The sequence below is a fragment of the Microcoleus sp. PH2017_08_TRC_O_A genome, assembly GCF_020738665.1.
Taxonomy (GTDB): domain Bacteria; phylum Cyanobacteriota; class Cyanobacteriia; order Cyanobacteriales; family Microcoleaceae; genus Microcoleus.
On record NZ_JAEQCE010000011.1, the window covers coordinates 1 to 22,269 of the forward strand.

The window sequence follows — 22,269 nt, forward strand, 5'->3', positions numbered from 1 at the left end:
TACATAAATTATGTTAGGATAAATGATTCAAATCAACAAATCATGGGCGACATAAGAATAACCAAGTAGGTATAATATTTGACATCCATACCGAAACATGAACCTATTCATATTCACTCATTTATTTATTATACATCGCTGATGTTATTAAATTTTCATTCCTTATTAAATAATTTGCGATAATATTGCTGTAAGCTCAACCAGTAGAATATAAATACCCGCCCTATGTAGTTGGCGCTCTGCGCTGTGTAATTGAACTCAGCTCAGAATCCAAAAAATGGCAGAAATTTTCCCACAAATAACTTTGCTCAATGAAGGATGGAAATTTGTCCTCCACTCTAAAAAATCCGGCGAAATAATCAATCCTCAAGGAACAAGGCAAACTGCCTATTTCGGATTTGATTCGCAAGCAGCAGCCGAAAAATTCATGAAGCTGCTAATAACTCACGGATGGGGTGATTGCCAAATCCGCCAATCAAAAAGAATCAATACTTGTCAACTAGAAGTGAAAGTCTGGCACTGCCCTGACTTTTTGTTGAAGCCAGAAACAATCACTAAAACAGTAGGTTACGCGAAAGTTGGTCAGTTTTACGAAACTTATTTGTTCACAAAGAATGGTCAAGCGCAAAAATACAAAAATCTCACAGAAGAAGAACTTCAAAATGCCCACCAAATTTGCGCCCAGGTAGGATGGAAATTAGTAGACTGTACTAATTTTGCCAAGTGGTTTTCTCGTCAATCAAGGCTGGCAAGCGCTCCGCGCCAGTAACAGCGCAAATTCGCATTCGCAAGCTAAAAAATACCATGAAAATTACATCAAGCCACATCGTATATGTCAGCAGCTTAACTACTTGCTGCTCTAGCCCTGACACAGTAACGCTATTTGAAGGCTTCAACGAAACCAGCGTAACCCTGAAGTTTGGTACGGAAAGTGTAGAGGCTTTATCAAGTTTAATCAGCCACCTAAAGCTGACTTTAACCCACCTAACAACTGCAAAAATTGAAGAGTTAGAACGCCTTCAAAATCTCCATTGCACTTGCCAAGATTCTTGCCACATTGAACCATTATGATTCTGAAAAACTCGGAAAAACTGACGATAAATGTTAAGAAAGAGAATTATAACTTCAGAGTCAACTAATTCTCTTTTTTTTTACAACCCAATCATAATAGCGCTTCGCGCCGAGTTTTTGATAAATCACAACTCAAATATATGAAAACAAAAGAAGAATTGCTGGAGTTACTACCGGGCTTTGGCGGTAGCGAAACATTGTACACTCATCGGCTAATTCAGACGACGCTCGAACTAACGGAAGGTGTCATGTTCCTCGTTCGAGAAGCAGAATGTACTTGGTTAATCGACGCAATTGCCTCATACCAACCAGACATCAAAAAATCGGGCAATGAAATGCTCAAAGGATTCCAAATCTGGGAACTCACAAGACAGCAGGAATGTGAATTTTTGCTGATTTGTAAGGAGGATTCAGAAACACCACCCGCCTACAGCCAAGAAATAGAGTTTTCGGACTTCCCGCTAGACGAAATTAAGCTGTGGTTGTGCAACACCACTTTGCTATTACCGTCCGAATACTAAACTGATTTAACAGTCCACACCAAAATTAAAGATTCTAGTTGGGGAGTGCGCTCAACATTTGTGACACTTACACATTGTAATGGCACTGGAAGGCTTCGAGATTGTTCCCAGTCTCGAAGCTCTGCGTTAGATCAGAATGACAAAAAATTATTCTCACTACGTAAGCCCTAATTTAGCTAAACCGAAAATGTTCTAAATCTTACATAATGAAGGAAACGTGCAATGATTGCACGTTTCCTTTTTTTTCAAAGACTGTGGCCAAGACAAAAGTCAAATCACTTCTAAAAAGTTCTGCCGCAGCAATAAATACTTGTTTTCAACTACTTGACCTTCTTTCACGCCGTAAACCAGTTCACCATCAAAAATCATTGCCTCTTCAAATTCCCACAATTGCTTAATTTCTGATTGGTTCATTAAATCATTCCGCTCTTCTCCCCCTACAACCCAAAATCCGTCATCGCCTGGTAGACTAGGACAAAATTTATAAGACGGTACACCACGAACGCAATAAACCGCATATTCTGGAATGTCTTGAGGCATCAACAAATCCCTAATTTCCCTCAAGGTGTTTTTTGCTGAAACAACATCTAATACCATAAAAACTCCTAATTTTAACCTGGAAATTGAAATAAAAATCGAAATCGAAATCGAAATCGAAATCGCAAAAAATCAACACAAACTTATAATCAACCTCCCAATTCCGAAGAATTTTTGCTCTTAGCAGGTAATGCCTGGAGCTTAGAAGCAGATTCCCGATCTTTTTCCATATACTGCTGGACAACATCCCACTGTTTTGGCATCGACTCGTAATGAGCAGCTTTCATTTCCTCCTTATATTCTCGGACAGCAGCAGGTGTCGGACGACTTTCTATCCGCTCGTTTTTCAAATGAACTTTACCGTTGTCCGCTTGCTGGATGCTTGCTTCATACTGTTTCAAAGACTCTGATAAAGTCTTCGTATCAAGTAGATCACCCGTTACTTTCATTCTGCCAGCATTCTGAACCCGGTCTTGATATTCTGGACTACGATGCAGCTTCTGAGCGTCCGCAGCCCACTCTACAAAACTGTTCAATGAAATGCCATCAATCTTCGGTTGAACCTCTTCTTTTATCCTGGTAAATCTCGCAGTCGCTTCAGATTGATATAAGTCTTGAATCGGTTTAATTGAGCCAAGAGCATAAGCATCCTCGGATGACGATTTCCAAGATTGTTCTTGAATTTCCTTATTGATTCTCCGAATCGAATATACTTCAGAATGCTGCTGCTTCAAAGGTGCCGGACACACCGCCTCGTATGCTTGAGGAGCCGATTCTTTAACCTTTAAATGAATGTCAATGGTAGTCGCCGGTGTAGGGTCTTCTTTCACCATCGATTTCGCCGAATCTAACCTACTAGCACTGTCACCGTGCTGACTTTTGAAAACAGCCGGTGCTGTACCGGGTTCTGCACTGACGCCCAGCGATTTCATTGCGACGCGCCCTATTGTATCAACTGAACCTTTTACTTCGTACCCGGCTTCCGCAGCGGCTTTCTGTACTCCTTTCGCATCGTTTACTACTGCGGCTAGTGCAATATCGTTTGGGCGATCGCCTTTTTCTCCAAACAAGGCTTTTTGATTTGATTTTGACATCAAATCTACCAAATACACGGCTTTAGATGAATCCTCCGCGACGGCAGTAACTTGCCGATCTAAATCTGCTATTGGCGACTCTGCTACTACTTCTTTTTCTGCTATCTTTGCTTTTCTTGTCGGCATATTAACCATCATTTTTTGTTGTTAAATTACTTCGTTGTTTTCTGCTGTGGCAATGTTAAATGAGACTGGCAATTAGATAAAGCTAACTGATAACCTCCTACAAATGTAAGCAGTGAAAATAACCCGGCTGCTAGCAGAAATTTTAAATCTAATGTTTTCCCGCTTCGAGTAACTCCTGAACCCAAAAAAGTCCCATCTGGTTTAGATAACGGTTCAAGTGCCAAAGCCTTTGCCTGGAGTGCATACTGCTCGGCTATAGATTTAACCTCAAACAGCCATTCTTCCTGCTCTTTCGTAATGCTATTAACCCGCTCAAGCCAATTGAAAAATACTCCATCAAATATAGATGGAAGCAATCGCAAAAGAAGTTCCAACCTCTGCATTCTCAGAAGAGTGTCAAATTCGGGGTCATTCGGAGAAACATCGTGGTTCTTAGAAAGTTCCTCTACCACATCTTTTTTAAACTCTTCCACGCTAGTTGGTATATTTTCTGGGGCAAACCACTGAACTATTTCCCGAATTCTTTCGTAATCTAAGACAGCGGTTTTACCAGAGTCTTCTTCTGGCTCGCTGTCGAAATCTTCTACATCTAACTCTGTTTGTTTCACTATCTTACATTCTCCTTAATATTATTCCCTACAGTCTCCTTCACATTAAGCTGTCCTGCATTTAACTTGAGCGAGCTATCTCGACACAGCAAGAAGTCTAGCGCTCAAAAATCCCAGTTTTAATGCGAAATAGCTTATTCTATAAACATTCCTACATTTATCTAGATTCTCCTTAACATTCTTCTCTAAATATTCCTACATTTCTCTAGTTTCTCCTTAGTATTTTCCTTGACATTCTTCTCCGCATTTTCGTCTATATTTTCGTACAAACTTTCATTGCAGCGAAAGAATTGCTTAAAACTAGCTCGCACAAATCGAAATACAGCCGATCGCGTTTTTGCATAAAATTCAAAATTGCCTACCGCATCTTTTGCAGAAAGTGCGTTTAAAAAAGTAACGTCCATGCGGGAAAGCCAATTCATGTGTCCAGCAGTCAGTTTAGGCAGATCGATCGACTTCAAATTGCCTGCTTCTTCCCGTTCCAAAAACCAATCTTCGTCGCACCATTCCCACTTGCTATTAGAGTCAGACCAATAATTCTCAAAATGCAAATTGCGTACTAAAATATGTATCAATTCGCCTCCGGTTAATTCCAAAGATTTTTGCAGGGCTGATTTAGACTCAACCGTACCGTCGCAAACCCACCACAGGAAAATACCCCAGCCATTCTCGACAGCAGCACTACCGACGCTGTTAGATGCAGCCCAGCAGGCAAATTCACTTGCTCGCCGGCTTGGTAAATCGATAACTGCCGATCGCCCCTGACGAACTAATTCCAGTGCCTCACAAGCCCAATCCAAATCATCGCAGGGAGGAGGTTCCATAATTTCGCATTTAGATTTAAAAAGCTTCTTCAAATTGCCACCTCTCCCCGCATCAAATAGCGCACACCCTGGAATCCACTCAGCCAAAAGCTTTGCAACAATAGACTTGCCACTGCCGTCGCTTTCTCCTCCTACAAAATGCAGGAAAGGCTTTGTATAATCGCACAATTCAAAGCTAAAGTTTTCCATTTTTGTTCCTTTATTAAGTGTTGATTTAGCATCTCAAAACCAAAAATTAAAGCTAAAATTTTCCATTTTTTGCTATTAAATGTTGACTTAGCATCTCAAAACCAAAAATTAAAGGCTAAAATTTTTCATTTTTGGCTCCCATATGAGTCATCACTATGTCAAATTGAGTGCAGACATCTTCCAAAAACTTTCGGCTTCTAATACTAAATAAGGGTTTTCCAGACCTCATAGTTTCTGCTACTATTTTTAAAGGCTTCTGTTCTTCCTCAAAGATTTTTCGATCTGGCGCGTACATCGCCGGCACATTCATAATGAAAAATCCAGATACACCTGCTCCATCGAAATTAGAAACCCCCGCAATTTTCATTTCAACTGAAGCGTACAGCAAAGGAGTTTTTTCGGGTTTGAGCTTCATAAAAGCTTCCCGCTGTTCCAAAGCCTGCCAAGCCACTTCGCTTTTCTCCCGGCCATAGTTACGCACCCAAACGTGTCGCATCCAAGAACCAAACTCGCGCATTGAATCAACAAAAAGCGCTAAAGAGGAAGGCGTACCATCGGAAACAAACCACATCACCGGCACTATGCCGAGCTCTTTTACCACATCTGCAAGGGCATTGCGGCGAGCCCACTCTTTAAAAGAGTCGAATGCCTGAGCTGGCAAATTTACGATCGCATCTTGCACCATCGCTTTCTCAATAATTGCATCCGCTTCGGAAGAAAGTTCTTCTGATTCTGAAAACAAACTGGTAATACACCGCTCCCCCAACTGCCCGCCATACCAATTAGAAACATCCGGTTGTGTGCGATCGCAATCGATGGCACAAAAATCTTCTCTCTTCAATTTCTCGCTCAAATAATGCACCATCAAGCGACAGCAGGTTGACTTACCTACCCCACCAGATTCTCCTCCCCAAAAATGTACCCAGTGTGCCTGTTCTGGAAGCGAAAACAACTGTTGGGAATCTGCGACTGCTACACCTTCTTGTCCATTTTGAGTTCCATCTAAACCGTAGTTGTATTCGCCGTCAGCAGCAAAACCTATGGTTCCATTCTCTGCGTCCATAGCATCTCCTAATTCTTGTTTCTTTCTAGCCATCTTTTTAATTTAATATCAGAAACTGGTTGCTTCGCTGTTAACTTTCAACCTTTTTAAAGTTATCGCTCAGATTTTGGAGCCACTTCTCGATTGAATGTAAGAAATTTATTGCTAAAATCGCTGTTAACTCGAACGTTTTAAAAGCTACCGCTCAGATTTTGGAGCGACTTCTTGATTGAATGCAAGAAACTGATTGCTGAAATCGCTGTTAACTTTCAACCTTTTAAAAGCTATCGCTCAGGTTTGGGAACGACTTCTTGATTGAATGCAAGAAACTGATTGCTGAAATCGCTGTTAACTCCAACCTTTTAAAAGCTATCGCTCAGATTTTGGAGCGACTTTTTGATTGAATGCAAGAAACTGATTGCTGAAATCGCTGTTAACTTTCAACCTTTTTAAAGCTATCGCTCAGGTTTGGGAACGACTTCTTGATTGAATGTAAGAAACTGCTTGCTCAAATCGCTGTTAACTTCAACCTTTTAAAAGCTATCGCTCAGATTTTGGAGCGACTTCAACGCCATAATCCGAGCTTCTTCTTCCGACATCTGATTCTCTGATAAAGACTCTTCTGCATATCTTTGCCCTACTGAAATATCTGCCGTCGCAACAGAACTACCGGAACCAGACATTCTTTTTAAAACCTCAAAACACGACAAAACTAATTGTTTATAATCGCCCGCACTAATTGAGGTGAGGGGTGCTTCTTCTAAATACGAACTAGCAAGACTGTCCACCTCCCTGAGTTCTCGCCGCATCCACTCAGCACACTCTTTTAATTTTCTATCATCCCGACAACCTGCAACTTCCTTGGCACGCAGTTTCCACATTAATCTCAATGCCGGCCAAACATAAATTTCTGCAATCTCCTTTTCGTCAACGCCAGAGAATAACTCCAAAATCTCACGGTCGGATGTGCCTTCTAAACCTCTCAGTTTCACGGTTATTTGAGTGTATACTGTAGTTGAACTACGGGTTAATCTTTGCTCTATTTCCTGATTTTTCTCAATGTTATCCACGGTTTTTGCTCCTTGCTATAAATCAATTAGGACTTACGCAGTCTCGACACTTTTGCTAGTGAGATTTAGACATTTTCTAGCCTTTGAAGTGGCTGAAAACCATTCTGGGTATCAAATCTGCAATTCATAAAAATTATTCATCTCTCTGGGTTCTCCTCTGCGTTCTCTGTGTCCTAGAAAGTTAAATCATTCCGATACAACCGGAAACAATATAAATCCAAAAAGTCGATGACCTCAAAACGGTCGATAAGTAGTTAAACAGAATTAATTACACAATATTTTGACTAAAACCTTTACCTAGTAAGGAGTCTTTATGTAATTAATTTTTTGTGGTTACTTAACCTCAAAACGGCTGAAACCCTTTTCAATACAAGATTTATATCTAATTAAGCGAAAAGTGTTTCTCCATCTAAGTTTGAAGCCATTTTTACCTCGGTTTTTGTCTAAGTCCCACTAGGATTTGAGATTCGGAGTTTACTTACATAACGCAGTGAAAGGAAACCAAACGTGAATGACATAATTAACATCTCAATGCCTCCTAGACTGTCAATAATTTAACGGTTAACTGATAACTCTCCTGCGACAGCGGTTTCTGCTAAGTAAACACCGTAAGCATCCAGCAGCCTGTTACCCAACTCAAAACCATCTAAAGAATGAGGCAAACTTTCGCCTGCGTGCCAAATCAGCTTAAAATTTGTGACAAAAGTCTCCTCTAATTTCAACTTTAAATAATCGGCTGTTCCGCCACAAAATACGAGTTGCTTACAGCTTTTGGGTATCGAATTTTTCAGCCAATTTTCCAGCACCCCGAAGTAAAGCGGTTGCGCTTCCTTAACCGCTGCCGACAGTTCAAAACTCAGCTTGTTACCGGCCCATCCCCCAGCAGCTACCACTGAAACCAGTTCTTCGGGATATGTGTTATTGGTTCGCTTAGAAACCTCTCTAATCAGTGCGTGAAATCCCAAATTTGAAGTAGAAATTAATTCTAAAGTTCCCCGCCTTGATACCAATATTGATGCGTTTCGATACCCCAACATCGCTATTGCAATGTCCGACTTTCTCAACTCATTTGGCATACGAGCTGCTAGCAAGTAAAATATCCCCGCACCTTCTGGCAAACAGCGTACTGTACTAACGTTTACTTGAATTTCTCCTGTCGGTGCCACAAAGTTCTTAGCTACTTCTTTTATCCTTTCGGCTAGCGCTAATTTCGAGTGCATTTCGTTAGCTGGGAGCAGCAGTGACAGAGAAGCATCAAACTGAGAACCCAACTGCAACCTCTCAGAAGCCACCCACAGCATCCCCAAAACTTTGTAAACTGCCGTAGCAACCTTTGCTTCTGCCAATCGTTCCTTTCCCAAAAAGTGCGTTCCGGCCAAGTATCCCAGTGCCACGTACTGACCGTTCCAGCCAACCCAGCAGCAGTTTTCGGGGTCGGATAGCTTCAGGGATACCTGCAACTCGGCAGCGCTGGAATGTGGCACTGATACTGCATAGGGTTCCATATAGCTTGAAGTCAATTTGGCACTCTTGAACGAGCTCATTACTGACTTCACCCCACAGCCTCCGAAGTCTATACTAGCTACTAATTTTTTTGCGGATAATGCCATATTTTTACACATGAATGATTCGTATCAAACATGAATGATTGGTATCGCAGTTAATTATTTGGCGACCGTTAAAAGCTCAAATAATTAATTGCTTTTTACCTTTTTAACCCAAGGGGGACTGTTTTAGCGATCGACCAAAAGACATATCTATTTTTTCAGAAAGTGTGAAAAAATTGAGTTAATATTTGCACAATCGTTAATATTTGTCTGAAAGATTGTTAATATTTTTACAGTCAGTATTGACCTCAAACTCAAAACCACGGTTGCGCCGTGGTTTTCTTGGAATTACGCATTGCTTGTCGCAGATTCTCGCAGCAGCGATTAGCTAAAGTGCGAATAATTAACGAGGTCAATAATTTTCTGGTAGCTTACACGCGACTCTGCGACAGATATGCCTACAATCGTGAATTCGGGGAAAGTAAACTCTGTTTGCCGATCGTCGTTAATGTAGCATCAGTATTTCAACTTTGAATGGTTTTCCTTGGTTTCAGCAAGGGGAATCAAACCCCGGCCAATCTGTTCGATCAATTCGTTGAGGCTCAATCCCCGTTCAATTGCGATCGCGCGAATTCCCTCCCACCCTACCGACGTTACCTGAATATTTCTTTGCTTCTTGGGCTCTTCATAGCGAGATTGCCCACCAGATCGGTTGAGGTTGGCTAATGAGTTCGGATGGGGGTGAATTCCTTTCCTGGGTGGCATGGCGTCGATCACATTTCCTTTTTTAATTATTTTCGCATTTTATTGATGATTCTCGACGTTCACTATGTTATCGTTGAATTATTCAAGGAAAATTCTGCCCGCGCTTCGCCACAAGCGGAGTACAGGAAAATTCTGCCCGCGCTTCGCCACAAGGGGAGTAGAGGAGTCAGTGCGGGTGCGAATTGCACTCAACAAGCGAGCCAGGAATGCGTAAAATGCAATCAGGAGCAGACGATCACGATCGGGAACGACAAGCATTAATTGTTTTACCAGGGGGTGTTGGAGGGTGCACCTCCTCCGTTGCGAAACCACTACGGATAGACCCTGAATTCCAATCTCTCATCCCTCCTCTGAGTAAGGGCGAAAAAGCCGCCCTGCAAGCCAGCCTTCTGTCCGAGGGATGTCGCGACCCATTAGTAGTTTGGGCGGAGGAAAAGCTTCTCCTCGACGGCCACAACCGATATGATATTTGTACCGCGCACGGCATCCCCTACCAAATTGTAGAGATATCTTTTGATAGCCGGAACGCAGTCAAGGTCTGGACGATCGCCAATCAACTGGGGCGGCGCAGCCTGACATCCGAATCTGTTAGTTACCTGCGTGGCACTTGGTACGAACTGACCAAGCAATCTCGCGGGGGCAAGCGAGAGGCAAACTGTCAAAATGACAGTTTGACAGATGAAACAGCGCGAGAACTGGGAGAACAGTTCAAAACTTCTCCCAGGACAATTTACCGGGATGCCAAATTTACTCAAGCTGTAGATGTCCTCAGTTCTCTTGGAGGAGAAGATGTGAAGTGGAAAATACTGACTCGTTCTGCGGGGTTGACAAAGAAGGAAGTCCTTGCTTTGGCTTCGGATGCTCGCAGTCGTCCGGCTCAAGTTGCCAAAACTTTACAGGGGCGGTGCCCGAAAGTGAAACCTGAAAAGCAACCTGCCATCGCTCACCACCTGACGCTCAAAATTGGCTCCCTAGTAGAGGTGTACGCGCCAGATCGCGAAGATGTTAACGGCAGGTTAGGCCGCATTCAGTCCGTAGGGGAGAAAACGGCTGCCGTGTGGCTGCGACACATCCCTACCATTACCATGCAGTTATACACCTTCAAACACTCGGCTCTCACTGTTGTGCCGCTAGACAATCAACCGGGGCTTCAAGAAATTTGCGATCGCACTGACAGACTTCACAAATTAGGAAATTTAGATCCATTTGAAGTAGAAATTCTGAACTTGTTAGAAAGAACAACTGCTCTTACACCCACCGAATTGCAGTATTTAGAACAGATTGAGAACAGACACAAACTTGATTGAGTGCCTCACAACTATAGTTGGGGGGTGCAGGAGTGGAAAGCAGGCTATCTCCTGAATCAAGGAGAGGATGGAGGAATAGAATCAATATTTGCCAAAGCAAAGTTGAGCATTTCTTCTGCCCGATCTATTGTTTGCACTGCGTCTGTTTGCGAGATTTGTATATCAGCGTTATAATCAGCTTCTAATCGAGTTTTTTGGGCATCTATTAGGTAGCGATGGAACTGTACCGGAACCCGCCCCGAACGAGCAAATTTTTGACCGAAACCGGCGATGACAGCGGAGTGGCGAGAATAAGATAATTTCTCTGACTCTAAAAATGCAGTGACTATGTAAAACATCACATAATAAGCGCGGGAAGCGGCCGATTCAAAAAAGCCTTGGTCACATAAAACTCGTGCAGCCTGCAAAGTTCTATCGGCTTTATCAAGTAACCTTTGTTGCTCTGGGTTCATATTGGGACTCCTTCGCAACGGATATTGCGAAAGAAACCGCTTTCATACTCTTGGTACTTCTGAAGTGTGGCAAACATACAGCTAATCACGACGGTATGTTCTAAGCATATATCGGCAATCAAAACAGAAATACGCTCGCTTTCTTGGGAGTAATTGAATGGTTCTTTGAGAAGGATTAATATATCAATATCGGAGTCCGGTCTAGCATCGCCTCTGGCTTGGGAACCATAGAGAATGATTCGGATTAACTGTTCGCCATAAAGATTTTCTAATCCCTGGCGGGTTTGGGCGACAATTTCTTTGAGTTGAACATTGATCGTTGAAGTTGGCATAGTTGTTTATAAGCCAATCGATGATTTTTTTAGCTAAGATATTGGCAATATACCAATTATACTGGCAAATGATGCTCGCAGTCGTCCGGCTCAAGTTGCCAAAACTTTACAGGGGCTATGTCGTTCGGTAAAACCTGAAAAGCAACCTGCCATCGCTCACCACCTGACGCTCAAAATTGCTTCCTTAGTATCCGTGTACGCGCCAGATCGCGAAGATGTTAATGGCCGGTTAGGCCGCATTCAGTCAGTAGGGGAGAAAACTGCCACTGTGTGGATGCGACACATCCCTACTCTTACCATGAACTTACATACCTTCAAACACTCGGCTCTCACTGCTGTACCGCTAGACAATCAACCGGGACTTCAAGAAATTTGCGATCGCACTGACAGACTTCACAAATTAGGAAATCTAGATCCGTTTGAAGTAGAAATCCTGAACTTATTAGAAAGAGCAACTGCTCTTACTCCCACTAAATTGCAGTATTTAGAACAGATAGAGAACAGACACAAGCTTGATTGACTGCCTCACAACTATTGTTGCTTTTTGGAACACCAATAACTTGGGAAACTTTTGTTGATTCAGTTAAAAATTCAAAAAAATCTTCTTTTCTGGCTAATTAAAACCACTTTTTTACGGCTTTATAGCCCACATTCGGCACTTCTTAATATTCTGATAATTTGTATAAAAAAATAGCTGTAAACCTTGCTGAGCAAAGTTTACAGTATTAAATATATTGCTTATAAAATTATTATTTATTTCCCCCTATAATAATTGTTATTGAGAATAATTGCAGGTTAAATTCCTGGAATAACGGTTTTCCGCAAAAGCATTTCTGATTATGTTAAGAAGTGCGGAATGTAGGTTGTAGAAGAGTTTTTGATTCCCTTCTCAAAGCAAAATATAATTCCCGATTTATCATTCATTAGTTAAGGGTTAAAGCAGTTGCTTTCTCATCTATAAGGGATTGATATTCATAACTTGAAAAAAGGCGAAAGTCATTAGAGCCTTGAGCCGTTATGTTGCACAGCAGTCGAAACTGGAAGGGTGTCGGCGGTTGATTGACTTGCTCTACGCGCACCTCTACGCAACTGGGATTCCTCAATAGAAGTTCAAAAAATTCACTATTCAAATATCGCGGACAATAGCCGACGACTTGCTGGTCTTCTGTATTTAAAACCAATGCTTTAGAATCATAGGAATTTTGAAATTCGTGAGCCAACCACAACTTTTCTCCAGACTCTAAGCTGTTAATTCGCTCAATTGCATAGGGTGGCAAATATCGCAACCCATGCGAGAAAAAATGGAAGCGATACCGCCCGTCAGAATCTTGCTCAGGAATAGGAAAAACAGTGAGTGTGTCTGTTTCTCGCCGCCCACCGCTGCGGGCTAGCATGGTAATTGGATCGCTTCCATGCTGAGAAAGATTCAGCCAGTGAATAAAACTTGAGTAATCTGGGCGATTTTTCGGCATCAACCGATTCGCAAATACGGGAAATAAGTAGGTTGATGTATATACTTCACCGAAGCGCGGAAACGAGAGTAATGGTTCAAAATCGCATTTTTGTTGAGCTTCTAAAACGCCTTGCGTGTAAGCAAATTGATAGTTGGCTCCGTCAAATGTTAGCCTGCCAATGGGAAACCAGAAACGGCTATTTGGATCTTGCCACGCCAAAAAAAGCGCTGAGTGTGTTTTCACGGTAACGTTTTCCTCAAGTTAAGCAGTTTGTGTTCATTAAAATCCAGAATTTTTTGAGCAAAATCGGCTGCAACCGGCGAGATGCGAGTGCTAGGAATTAGATTAAAAATATCCACTATATTCGCCTTTGAGATACTTTGAAGTCGCTCCAGCCATATATACGCTGCATTGGGATAGCGACGTGCAGCACGGTCAAATACATCAACAGTTTTGAGGGGCTTTTTATCGCCAACGCTGCCATAAAATGCCGAGAAACATTTGTTAGCATAAGCCTCTACAGAGCGTTTTTGCCTTTGTTCATCCGAGAGGTCGCGACCCAAGCTGGAGGCATGATCGTAAGTGGGTGCTAGGTGTGCTGTTTCGGATGTAGTAGACGCTAGGTGTACTGTTTCGGATATAGTAGATACTACCTTATTTCGGACAATTCCCCAGTTTTCGTGATGGCGATCGCCATTGCCTATCCACGCATCTAATAGCAAGTAGCCGACAAACACTTCCACTGCGATGAAAACACCGCTCGGCGCTGTCCAACCAATAGGTAAGTTCACAGATTCGTCAGAGAGCACTCTCAAAACTAGATCAATTGTATGTTGTGATAGGTTGTAGGTTGCAAAGGTGGGGTAATTGGGTACGATCGGGGTGAGAAGTTCGTTACCGTGAACGAGGGTGCCACCATTGGGTAAAAAGTAAGAAGAGACTACACCACGATTACCCTCACTTGTGGCAGCCAGTTCATAATTCGCATGAGGAAGTCCCAGTAATTCACACAATTGGGAGGCTACTTTCTCTGCCCAATCTTCGCCTAAGTCAAGTCTTGCTTGTTTGTACAGACAACGACCGAGTTCTGGGTGTTCAAACCAAAACTTATACTTGCTCCCCATTGCTTCCTGATTAGAGAGTTCATAAGCTTGAGGGGTGACAATAATGATGGGGAATTCATCGGACATAAATTGGAGAGCTTATTCGGGGTACAGCCGAGAGGTAGAGTCGAGGAAAGTGTCAATTCTCAGGCTTGACAAGCTCACACTGAAAGAGCTTGGGCAAGAATTGAGAGATTTTATCAAAATGCAAGAACACAAGTTAAAACTCAGAAGGGAAGCAAGAATAGAGCCAAAGCTAGAAAAGGTATAACCCTTGCCAAATAAGAGTTTTACTCTCAAGCACTGATTGTATCGATCGTATTAAAAAATAAAGCCACAAAGCTAATCCCAGTAAAAGTTTTAAAAGTTACATTCTATTTTTGTTTTCGGAGAATGACAGAAGAGGGTTATGAAACAGCCTTTGCTTAAGTTGTCAAGTTTTTTTGCAAAAAAACTTGACATCACGCGCAGCTCCAAGAATAATACAAGTGAGGCTAAATATTGGATTCAAGCCATGAAACCGATTCGAGTTAATACCTCCGCGCTGATTCACCGGCAAATAGAGCAACAGGGAGAAGGTTACTGGCGGCTATCTGACTTTTCTGGACTACCGCCAACTGCGGTTAGCAAAACCCTCTCCCGCATGGTAAAAACAGGAACGCTAGAACGAGTCAGTAAAGGACTTTATTATCGGCCCCGCCAAACGCGCTTTGGCATCAGCCGCCCCTCTCAAAGTGAGATTCAAAAATTGCCGATCGCTCAAACTCTACAGCCAGCAGGACTTAGCGCTGCCAACCTTTTGGGATTTACCACTCAAAACTCTATACAAAGTGAGTTTGCGACGACCGCAAATAGCGTTCCCCGTACCATTATCGGCGATCGGGCGAAAGTTCACACCCGCAGGCCTGAAACATGGAAACATCTCTCTAACACAGAAGCAGCGTTGCTGGATTTGTTGAGGTCGAGAGCAAAGCTGAGCGAATTATCACCTGAGCAAACTAAGCAACGCCTGCTAGAGTGCTTTCGTGAGGGCGTGAGCTTTGAGCGCTTAATAGCCGTAGCAGATGCCGAACCTCCTCGCGTGCGAGCAATGCTAGGCGCAATTGGTCAAGAACTAGGTAAAAGCCGTCAGCAACTCCAACAACTTCACCAAAACTTAAATCCGATTTCCCGGTTTGACTTTGGGATTCTGAGAAACCTTTGTTATGCTCAGGAATGGCAAGCAAAATGAAACTTTGCGAATCTCCCGATTTTCGCGATGCTATCCTGGCTGCCAGAGAACACTTTGCCAACCTCAATCTTACCGAAGCATTCATCGAAAAAGATTACTATGTCACTGAAGCGCTGCGAATAGTAGCGAGTCAGTGGCAAAATCAAGTTATTTTTAAAGGAGGAACGAGCCTTTCAAAAGGATGGAAGCTCATCGAACGCTTCTCCGAAGATATTGACTTATTTTTGAACAAAGATGCGTTTATCCCACGATACGGGGAAAGTCGAGCTGACAAAGAGTTGAAAGCAATAGAAACTGCCGTCAGCCAGCATCCAAGATTAACATTAAACCAATCTCAATCCAAGCGAGGAATCTATCGGCACAGCTATTTTAACTACCCTCAACAATTTGCTGGGATGGGGACAATTAGCTCGCGTCTGTTTCTAGAGATGGGAACTCGCAGCGGTACTTATCCGTTGCAAACAGTCTCGCTGTCGTCCTATCTGGCTGAATTTCTCCGCGAAATTAATGATAGCCTTAATGCTGAAGATGAATCGCCTTTTTCGATGACTTTGCTGCATTTCCGGCGCACTTTTGTAGAAAAACTCTTTGCCATTCATGCCAAAGTAAGGCAATACCAGCGTGAAGAAGTTCCTTTAGGAGCAGCAACTCGTCATTATTATGACCTGTTTTGTTTAGCACAGGCACCAGAAGTTCAGCAAATGTTAGGGAGTGGAGAATATAGCGACCTCAAGCAAAATTGCGATTTCCTCAGCCAGCAAGAATTCCCACAACAATATGACCCGCCTGAAAACTTGACATTTTGCAACAGCATCGCCCTGTTTCCCATAGGAGAATTACGCCAAGAAATCGCCAAGGAATATCAGCAGCAGTGCGAAAATTTATGCTATGGCAATTATCCAACATGGGAGGAAATAGAAGCTTGTTTTTCTGAACTGCGGAACCAACTTTAGTTATTGCGACATGCAATACTAATCGCTCAAACCTGCTATAATTTGGATTTGAGGTTAAAATGTGAAAATCGAAAAGCGATCGGCCTGAATCCTTACGTTTGGTGTTCGGTTTAAGGCTGACTTTTGCAAAAGGTCTCTTGACTCACAAACGAATTGCACAATCGTAAGGATTCAGGTCTTTGATTGAGGAATAAGAGAAGGCATAAAAAAGTTACAAGAATGGGCAGACATAGCATCACGGAAAAAAGCCATTGCGCTTTTACCCTGAAACCGACAAGTCTGAATCACAGATAACAAATCAGCAGTTTGTTCAAACCGAGACATTGACCGGGAACCGCCAGATACCTTACGCTTAGTCACGGCTAATCGCAAAGAACGTTCTGCCAAATTATTATCAGGGGGAATTTCTGGATGGTCTAAAAAGTACCACCATTGATGTGCTTTCTCACGCAACGAGCGCAATAACAGTCCAGCAGCATGACCGACATGACCTTGCCAAGTATCTAACAATTTTGCCAACCGGGTCTTAAAATCCCTTGCCCAAGTGTGATAATCAATCTCTTGGGGGTGTTCCCGCCCTAGGCGATGTTGTCGAAATGCCTCATCAATTAATTCCAAAAATGCAGAAGCGACGACAGTGTTATTACCGTGGTTTATTTGCAGAACTTTCTTAAAATGTCGTCGTAGATGGGCTAAACATTTCTGCTGTGCTCCAACAATCACACCGTTATAGACGCTAAAATCATCGGAACTCAACACTCCAGCAAATTCATGCCCCAGCATCGTCTCTAATTCGGCTCTACTTCGAGTATCCGCAGCATGAAACAGGCAAAAATCTTGACCTGTGGCTGTCCACAACCATTCTTTGACTCCCTTGACACACCACGGAGTTTCATCCACATGGACGTTGGCTTGCAATGGTGCCCATTTCCATAGCTCTTCAACGGCAGGCTTTACAGCATCAGCTACCCGCGCATTCGTTGCTTGTAAAGTACCGATCCCAATTTCAATTCCACCTAATTCCCGTAGAAATTCTTGTTGTTTTTCATAGGATATATGCCCATAATTACCTAACCAGCTCAATAATGCTTGTAGGTCGATACTTAAGTCTTGTCCTGGAACTATCCCGGATGCTGGTGCACCCATCAACATTGCTCCGCATTCATTGCATTGACATTTGACTCGTTGATATTCCACCACTTCAATTGGTAAGGCTGCTAAACACGCTACTTGCTGCTTGCTGTAACCAATCGCATCACTTAATTCATGGCTACCACAATGCTCACAATAATCAGGGGTGCTGATTTGATATCTATCTACTCGCCCAAATCCTTTTCGGGTTTTACCGATATGTCCCGGCTGTCCTCCTGCTTTGCGTTTTGGTTGGGACTCTGACTCTGACTCTGACTCTTTTGAGTTTTCAACTTTGGCTGTCTCTGATTTCTGTATCAGATCGCTCGATGGTGGTTTTGATGATGTTTTACTATTACTGGGCTGTCTCTCTTTGAGTTTTTCGAGCTCTTGTTGTAATTTTTCAATCAGCTTCTGTTGGGTTAGCACAATTTTGACCAGCTCCTCACGGCTCAACTGGTCAACCATTTCTAATTTTAGTGCTGCTGATAACTCTGACTTTTCGCTCATCTGACTACATTACCATATTTTTCGGCTCTCACGCTCACTATTTTTTACCTGAATCCTTACGCACAATCATCAAAGTGGCAGTCCCGTAGCTAGCATTTGTAAGTGTAATTCACGCCTTACAAAAATCTACCGCACAAACTCTCCTTAAAAACTTCCTACCGGACGCCTCCAATAAACTACGGTTTTTCGATCGACAATTTGCACAATTTTACGAAAAAATGTGCTTAATGATACCGATTTTCAGGAGCAACCAAATTAGATTTTACTGCAATCGAGCGATACCAAACTGCAACCAAACTAGATTTACCAATACTAAAATTACACCAAACTTGATGTGACAACATTCGTTCGCAGTTCATCCATTTTCGTACAGTTTCATCTCATTTTTGTCCGCGAATGTTGTACTTTTGTCTATGAACGTTACACTTATATCCATTTTATTCTATTTATCCAAAATTGATACAGGATAAGGATTACAAGGGTTTTTAGATTGTCAAAACCTGCATTGAATAGGAAGCCAATCTTGCCAAAAACCCAGATTCAGGCAAATACTACAGGGGGGCATGGACACACAAAACTTGCGCGTCTTTACTTACTCCGCATTGCGCCGTTTTTTACGCTCTCAGTTACGGAATAGTTGGGGGTATGGAAATCTCAGTTTTTTCGACCCAAATGGAGAACCGGAAAACCGAGGTAAATCTGTCCAAGCAAGCCAAGTGTAACCGGCTCTCTTGGATTGGCAGCGTAAAACTAGCCCCTTGGGATGAGGTGGGTTAAAAACCGAGGCAGAATTTGGGTTTAGTCTGGGCGATCCGACTCGGCGCAACAAATCGGAAATACGATCGCGTACCAAAGGATCTGACTCGGTAGTCAACCATTGGGCGATCCATGCGACGGAATATTTGCTAACTATCGAATGGAGTTTGTGGCTCCGACTCTGCACCAGGCTCAGATGAGGTTTGTGGCTTGGCAACCAAAACCTTGAAAGCTGCATTTTCCTCATCAGTCAAGGAATTTTTAACTGCTGTCTTGAGGTCGCCTGTCGGGTCACGTTTTATAGGTGCAACAGCTTTCCTAGCCGCTGCGGGGTCATTTTCTGCGATCGCTTGGAGCACCCCCTCGACTATCTGTTCAACTAACTCTAGGTTAACGGCGGGTTCAAATTTGTCTGTGGCTTCGATCGATACTTGCTTTGCCATCTGCTGTTCGGCGTCGATCGAGTCAATTAGTGGTGCTTGCTCTGACTCTGGCGACGGGATTGGAACTTCAGAAGGTGACGTGTCATCTGAATGCAGACCTGAATGCAGACCTGAATGTAGACCTGAATGCAGACCCGAATGTAGACCATCCAGAGGCTCAATACTTTGGTCTGTATGGTTTGTGTTGACCGTGTAGACCTGAGAGGGGATAACTTTCTCAGAATCATCTTTGTTGAGGTTTGAATCAGTGGCTGGCGAGATCGAACCTGATATCGGCATCGAACCTGATATCGGCGGTAAAATTTCAGTTTCTATTTTTTCCAAAAGTTTTTGGTTTAGGTCTACATAGTCTACACAAGCCTTGTCTGCTAAAGTTTTTAGGTCTACATTCAGGTCTGCATTTTGCAGACCTAGGTCTACATTATGCAGACCTAGGTCTACATTTTGAGATAACAAATCTTCCACGGTGGCAATGTTGGTGTCGGCATCCGTCCGCAACCGCAATCCTTTGATTACCGTGCCAGAAGTGACCCGATCTTTCAAAACATCTTTCCATTCAAGGACGAACTGGCAAAGCTCTACCAAGTCTGCTGAGAAGTTGTTTTTACCTTTGGCGCTGTATCCGGCACTGCGACAGTAGTGGTGGTAAGAACCGAATAGGGTGGACTTGGCGGCCTTGTAATCGTCGTCCTTCCATTCATCTTTGTCGCCCCCGATCGCGGTTTGGGCTGCTGGGTCGTGTATGAGGCAGTCGTTGACCCACGATGCCATCGGGTCGGCCCGCACCCTGTCCGTCCAGAAAGTGCCGTTGATACCGCAGCCCTCCTGGCTCAAGATGCGCTCGATTTCGGCAACCGGGATTGACAGTAGGTACTGGGTGAACGCGCCCAGTTCCGGCTCCAATTCCTTTTCGAGTTTGGTATTTCGCTTGACTGGGGTATAGCGAAATTCCTCCTGTATGATTCGGCGCTTCAACCAAGACAGACCGCTGGCGGGGAAACACGGCTGATTTGCGGTGATTAGGGCCAGCCCCGGAAAGCGGAAACTGACCGCGTTTTGGTAAAGTTTGCGACCGCTAAGGAGCCCCCCGCCCGTCAGCGACCTGAAATTTGACAAGTTGCCAGTGTACTTTTCTTGGTCGTCAAAAACGGCCAGCCGCTTCGTTTGCAATTCCGCCACTTTGTCTGCTTTGGTTAAGTCTTCGAGGTTCCCGATCCAAGTATTTCGTTCGCCGACAATCATGGTGGCTAGCCGGGTGTAAAGCCCTTTTCCGGTTCCTCCAGGCCCATTCAGCATGAAGAATTTTTGCAAGGAAGACATACCGCGCAAGCTGGCCGCAATGAAGGCTAGCAGGATTTCTTTTTTGTTCTGGTTGCCGTCGGTTGCCTGATTCATCCAGTCGTTGATTTTTGCCCATCCAGTGTTAACGGCGCTTCCTTTGTAGGAGCGTGGCAGCGACCAAGTTAGCCGGAAGCCGGGGGCGTGTTCGTGCCACTGGTTGTTGTCGATTTCTAGCACCCCATCCTCAAAGGGCAGCAGTTCGTTTGAGGGTCGCTCGCCCCACTGGAATTCGTACAGCTCCCGCTTCATCGCCCCCAGAACGTTGGCGCAGTAGGCGTTGTTCGGCACAGTCCCCCGAGTCTTGCAAAGCCCGTGAATTGCGCTCAGTACGTAATCTTCGCTAACAGCGCCCCAAACTCCCCGGTGCTGGAGTTCGTATTTCATCCAAGATTTGTGTTCCTCAGAGTAGCAGAGCCTGTCGCGCAAATCTTCAGCAAACTGGGCCCCGAGATCTTGCGGTGCGGGCGGTTTGAGGGAGAATTTGGGGGGGCTGTTGCCGTCGCTGAGCGAGCTTTCCCAGTCCTCGAACCGCACGGAACGGGCCAGCATCCGCCGAAATTCTTCTATTCCTTTTCTCTGAATGAAATCGTCCATTCCTTTGGTTTCTCCCTCAGTGCCTGGTTCCCATTGTCCCGTAACGCTGCGGACGGGAACGCCAAATTTGAGCAACTGGTGGCCGAGTTTTCGCTGTTCCCAAATGACGTTTGGGTTAGTCGCTGCATCCGCATCAAAACCAATGATGAACCCAAAACCAGCACGAGCGTAGAATTCTAATGTGGGAACGAGATAGCGCTTGTTCTGCAAATCGCTCTTCTTGGCAGTCAGCCCCATGCTGATGCCCATCAAGGCAATTGTCGGTAAATCGTGGCTGCATCCCGCGATCGCCTTAAATGCTCCCTCTGTGATGATGAGGTAAGGATGGTCGTTGATGTGGTAGCAAGATTCTTTGAGTTTTTCTGCGTCCCAGTAATCTTTATCGGTGGGATGCTGGGGCAAAAATGCGTCGTACTCACCAACGGGCGATCGATATTTGGGTGCTTTTTTGCAGCCGGAGGATTTCCAAGGTTTATCGGGTCTGAATTGGAATTGTGTGGTTTTGCCCACAAATAGGATGCCGCCGGATTTCGCCGTATAACCCAAATATACTGATGCTTCATCAGCAGATACGGTGCGGCAGTTGACGGAACTCCAATCGTTTAGCAGTCCCCGGCTCTCAATGTGGGACTTGTGTTTGGGGGAAAGATGCGTAGATTGAATTTGGTGTGCAACGTTCATAAATCCTCTCTCGCTACTCATAGCGGTGCTCACTGGTTTTTGTGAAAAAACCCGCTATATGTAGAAGAGACGGCCCTGCTTTCACTGCTGTTAATTTACAAAGGTGTAAAGTTTGCGGTAATGGCAGATATGAACTATGATGGTCTTATAATTTTTTTATTAATTTGTTTGTCTGCCGTCTCTTCAATAGATAGCGGACTCTTTTTTTTTTTTCTGGTCTGGTCGCTGCGGGCTGTTCAGTGGTTTTGAAGAATTCGAGTCAGATTTCAAACTCGCACCTATTGCTTAGAGTGACAGCGATGGCAGGGAAAGCCGATTAATTTCGGTGTCATTTACTGCTCAGTCGTTTTCTTTTTATTGCCCCGCTTGGCTTTGGTGGCTGGCGGGGCGGTTTCTGTTGGTGAGTCATGGGTGCTGTCCGGTTTGGGGGTTGGGGGATTAGAAGGGTTTTGTTTTAGGTATTCCGCTATAGCTCGCTTAACTACCACTCGTGTCAGTTGGGGTACTGTTAAAAACTCCTTATCAGCCCAAGCCCCTAGGTGCTCCATATCCTGCTGGTCCAGGTAAAGGGTTATTCGAGGTTTATC

Annotated in this window: 22 protein-coding genes; 7 read left to right on the forward strand and 15 right to left on the reverse strand. The window is 43.9% G+C overall.

The features are described 5' to 3' along the window. Nucleotides 1-277: 277 nt before the first annotated feature. The 3 genes from JGK22_RS04595 to JGK22_RS04605 all read left to right on the forward strand — a co-directional run bounded on the left by JGK22_RS04595 (nt 278) and on the right by JGK22_RS04605 (nt 1,592). Nucleotides 278-769, forward strand: a complete 492-nt coding sequence (locus tag JGK22_RS04595) for a hypothetical protein (protein WP_293205426.1) — start codon at nt 278-280, stop codon at nt 767-769. A gap of 35 nt (nt 770-804) precedes the next feature. Beyond that, nucleotides 805-1,071 (forward strand): hypothetical protein, encoded by a 267-nt coding sequence (locus tag JGK22_RS04600; RefSeq protein ID WP_293205424.1) that lies wholly within the window; start codon nt 805-807, stop codon nt 1,069-1,071. Nucleotides 1,072-1,211: 140 nt separating this feature from the next. Continuing rightward, the gene (locus JGK22_RS04605) at nt 1,212-1,592 is read left to right on the forward strand and encodes a DUF6876 family protein (RefSeq protein ID WP_293205422.1); all 381 of its coding nucleotides are present in this window, start codon (nt 1,212-1,214) and stop codon (nt 1,590-1,592) included. Between the two features lie 270 nt (nt 1,593-1,862). Here JGK22_RS04605 and JGK22_RS04610 read toward each other — a convergent pair whose 3' ends face one another. From JGK22_RS04610 to JGK22_RS04645, 8 genes are all read right to left on the reverse strand, one after another. Then, nucleotides 1,863-2,189, reverse strand: coding sequence for a hypothetical protein (locus tag JGK22_RS04610; protein ID WP_293205420.1), 327 nt, complete (start codon nt 2,187-2,189; stop codon nt 1,863-1,865). Nucleotides 2,190-2,278: 89 nt separating this feature from the next. Continuing rightward, a complete protein-coding gene (locus tag JGK22_RS04615) occupies nt 2,279-3,349 on the reverse strand; it encodes a hypothetical protein (RefSeq protein ID WP_293205418.1) in 1,071 nt (356 codons plus the stop codon). A gap of 26 nt (nt 3,350-3,375) precedes the next feature. Further along, nucleotides 3,376-3,957 (reverse strand): hypothetical protein, encoded by a 582-nt coding sequence (locus JGK22_RS04620; protein WP_293205416.1) that lies wholly within the window; start codon nt 3,955-3,957, stop codon nt 3,376-3,378. Between the two features lie 185 nt (nt 3,958-4,142). Then, the gene (locus tag JGK22_RS04625) at nt 4,143-4,970 is read right to left on the reverse strand and encodes a hypothetical protein (RefSeq protein ID WP_293205414.1); all 828 of its coding nucleotides are present in this window, start codon (nt 4,968-4,970) and stop codon (nt 4,143-4,145) included. Nucleotides 4,971-5,085: 115 nt separating this feature from the next. Further along, entirely contained in the window at nt 5,086-6,066 is a 981-nt protein-coding gene (locus JGK22_RS04630) for a hypothetical protein (protein WP_293205412.1), read from the reverse strand. Between the two features lie 479 nt (nt 6,067-6,545). Next, a complete protein-coding gene (locus JGK22_RS04635) occupies nt 6,546-7,082 on the reverse strand; it encodes a hypothetical protein (protein WP_293205410.1) in 537 nt (178 codons plus the stop codon). 554 nt (nt 7,083-7,636) lie between these two features. Next, complete coding sequence (locus JGK22_RS04640; protein WP_293214440.1) at nt 7,637-8,692, reverse strand: ParM/StbA family protein; 1,056 nt, start codon at nt 8,690-8,692, stop codon at nt 7,637-7,639. Between the two features lie 453 nt (nt 8,693-9,145). After that, the gene (locus tag JGK22_RS04645; RefSeq protein ID WP_293205405.1) at nt 9,146-9,394 is read right to left on the reverse strand and encodes a hypothetical protein; all 249 of its coding nucleotides are present in this window, start codon (nt 9,392-9,394) and stop codon (nt 9,146-9,148) included. Nucleotides 9,395-9,609: 215 nt separating this feature from the next. On the opposite strand from JGK22_RS04645, the gene JGK22_RS04650 reads away from it, so the two are divergent. Continuing rightward, nucleotides 9,610-10,701 carry a hypothetical protein gene (locus tag JGK22_RS04650; RefSeq protein WP_293205402.1) on the forward strand — a complete coding sequence of 364 codons (1,092 nt, stop codon included), beginning with the start codon at nt 9,610-9,612 and terminating at the stop codon, nt 10,699-10,701. Between the two features lie 56 nt (nt 10,702-10,757). Here JGK22_RS04650 and JGK22_RS04655 read toward each other — a convergent pair whose 3' ends face one another. Further along, a complete protein-coding gene (locus JGK22_RS04655) occupies nt 10,758-11,153 on the reverse strand; it encodes a HEPN domain-containing protein (protein ID WP_293205400.1) in 396 nt (131 codons plus the stop codon). Beyond that, complete coding sequence (locus JGK22_RS04660) at nt 11,150-11,485, reverse strand: nucleotidyltransferase domain-containing protein (RefSeq protein WP_293205398.1); 336 nt, start codon at nt 11,483-11,485, stop codon at nt 11,150-11,152. The genes JGK22_RS04655 and JGK22_RS04660 overlap by 4 nt, the downstream gene beginning before the upstream one ends. 193 nt (nt 11,486-11,678) lie before the next feature. On the opposite strand from JGK22_RS04660, the gene JGK22_RS04665 reads away from it, so the two are divergent. Next, nucleotides 11,679-12,005 carry a hypothetical protein gene (locus JGK22_RS04665; protein WP_293205396.1) on the forward strand — a complete coding sequence of 109 codons (327 nt, stop codon included), beginning with the start codon at nt 11,679-11,681 and terminating at the stop codon, nt 12,003-12,005. 403 nt (nt 12,006-12,408) lie between these two features. On the opposite strand, the gene JGK22_RS04670 is transcribed toward JGK22_RS04665, so the two are convergent. Continuing rightward, entirely contained in the window at nt 12,409-13,182 is a 774-nt protein-coding gene (locus JGK22_RS04670; protein WP_293205394.1) for an HIRAN domain-containing protein, read from the reverse strand. Next, a complete protein-coding gene (locus JGK22_RS04675; protein ID WP_293205392.1) occupies nt 13,179-14,129 on the reverse strand; it encodes a hypothetical protein in 951 nt (316 codons plus the stop codon). The genes JGK22_RS04670 and JGK22_RS04675 overlap by 4 nt, the downstream gene beginning before the upstream one ends. Nucleotides 14,130-14,556: 427 nt before the next feature. Between JGK22_RS04675 and JGK22_RS04680 the strand changes: the two genes are divergently transcribed. Both JGK22_RS04680 and JGK22_RS04685 read left to right on the forward strand, forming a co-directional pair. After that, nucleotides 14,557-15,273: a DUF6088 family protein gene (locus JGK22_RS04680; protein ID WP_293205391.1), complete on the forward strand. Its 717-nt coding sequence runs from the start codon at nt 14,557-14,559 to the stop codon at nt 15,271-15,273. After that, nucleotides 15,270-16,226, forward strand: a complete 957-nt coding sequence (locus JGK22_RS04685; protein WP_293205389.1) for a nucleotidyl transferase AbiEii/AbiGii toxin family protein — start codon at nt 15,270-15,272, stop codon at nt 16,224-16,226. Before JGK22_RS04680 ends, JGK22_RS04685 begins: the two co-directional genes overlap by 4 nt. 171 nt (nt 16,227-16,397) lie before the next feature. On the opposite strand, the gene JGK22_RS04690 is transcribed toward JGK22_RS04685, so the two are convergent. The 3 genes from JGK22_RS04690 to JGK22_RS04700 form a co-directional block, all read right to left on the reverse strand. Continuing rightward, nucleotides 16,398-17,867, reverse strand: a complete 1,470-nt coding sequence (locus JGK22_RS04690) for an IS66 family transposase (protein ID WP_293205387.1) — start codon at nt 17,865-17,867, stop codon at nt 16,398-16,400. Between the two features lie 905 nt (nt 17,868-18,772). Further along, entirely contained in the window at nt 18,773-21,682 is a 2,910-nt protein-coding gene (locus JGK22_RS04695) for a DUF3854 domain-containing protein (protein WP_293205384.1), read from the reverse strand. 332 nt (nt 21,683-22,014) lie between these two features. Continuing rightward, nucleotides 22,015-22,230 carry a hypothetical protein gene (locus JGK22_RS04700; RefSeq protein WP_293218412.1) on the reverse strand — a complete coding sequence of 72 codons (216 nt, stop codon included), beginning with the start codon at nt 22,228-22,230 and terminating at the stop codon, nt 22,015-22,017. Nucleotides 22,231-22,269 lie beyond the last annotated feature (39 nt).

What these genes read in the sequence shown, in the direction of transcription:
- JGK22_RS04595 (WP_293205426.1), top strand. Translation starts at nt 278, where the DNA reads ATGGCAGAAATTTTCCCACAAATAACTTTGCTCAATGAAGGATGGAAA.
- JGK22_RS04600 (WP_293205424.1), top strand. Translation starts at nt 805, where the DNA reads ATGAAAATTACATCAAGCCACATCGTATATGTCAGCAGCTTAACTACT.
- JGK22_RS04605 (WP_293205422.1), top strand. Translation starts at nt 1,212, where the DNA reads ATGAAAACAAAAGAAGAATTGCTGGAGTTACTACCGGGCTTTGGCGGT.
- JGK22_RS04610 (WP_293205420.1), bottom strand. Translation starts at nt 2,189, where the DNA reads ATGGTATTAGATGTTGTTTCAGCAAAAAACACCTTGAGGGAAATTAGG.
- JGK22_RS04615 (WP_293205418.1), bottom strand. Translation starts at nt 3,349, where the DNA reads ATGCCGACAAGAAAAGCAAAGATAGCAGAAAAAGAAGTAGTAGCAGAG.
- JGK22_RS04625 (WP_293205414.1), bottom strand. Translation starts at nt 4,970, where the DNA reads ATGGAAAACTTTAGCTTTGAATTGTGCGATTATACAAAGCCTTTCCTG.
- JGK22_RS04630 (WP_293205412.1), bottom strand. Translation starts at nt 6,066, where the DNA reads ATGGCTAGAAAGAAACAAGAATTAGGAGATGCTATGGACGCAGAGAAT.
- JGK22_RS04640 (WP_293214440.1), bottom strand. Translation starts at nt 8,692, where the DNA reads ATGGCATTATCCGCAAAAAAATTAGTAGCTAGTATAGACTTCGGAGGC.
- JGK22_RS04645 (WP_293205405.1), bottom strand. Translation starts at nt 9,394, where the DNA reads ATGCCACCCAGGAAAGGAATTCACCCCCATCCGAACTCATTAGCCAAC.
- JGK22_RS04650 (WP_293205402.1), top strand. Translation starts at nt 9,610, where the DNA reads ATGCAATCAGGAGCAGACGATCACGATCGGGAACGACAAGCATTAATT.
- JGK22_RS04655 (WP_293205400.1), bottom strand. Translation starts at nt 11,153, where the DNA reads ATGAACCCAGAGCAACAAAGGTTACTTGATAAAGCCGATAGAACTTTG.
- JGK22_RS04660 (WP_293205398.1), bottom strand. Translation starts at nt 11,485, where the DNA reads ATGCCAACTTCAACGATCAATGTTCAACTCAAAGAAATTGTCGCCCAA.
- JGK22_RS04675 (WP_293205392.1), bottom strand. Translation starts at nt 14,129, where the DNA reads ATGTCCGATGAATTCCCCATCATTATTGTCACCCCTCAAGCTTATGAA.
- JGK22_RS04680 (WP_293205391.1), top strand. Translation starts at nt 14,557, where the DNA reads ATGAAACCGATTCGAGTTAATACCTCCGCGCTGATTCACCGGCAAATA.
- JGK22_RS04685 (WP_293205389.1), top strand. Translation starts at nt 15,270, where the DNA reads ATGAAACTTTGCGAATCTCCCGATTTTCGCGATGCTATCCTGGCTGCC.
- JGK22_RS04690 (WP_293205387.1), bottom strand. Translation starts at nt 17,867, where the DNA reads ATGAGCGAAAAGTCAGAGTTATCAGCAGCACTAAAATTAGAAATGGTT.
- JGK22_RS04695 (WP_293205384.1), bottom strand. Translation starts at nt 21,682, where the DNA reads ATGAACGTTGCACACCAAATTCAATCTACGCATCTTTCCCCCAAACAC.
- JGK22_RS04700 (WP_293218412.1), bottom strand. Translation starts at nt 22,230, where the DNA reads ATGGAGCACCTAGGGGCTTGGGCTGATAAGGAGTTTTTAACAGTACCC.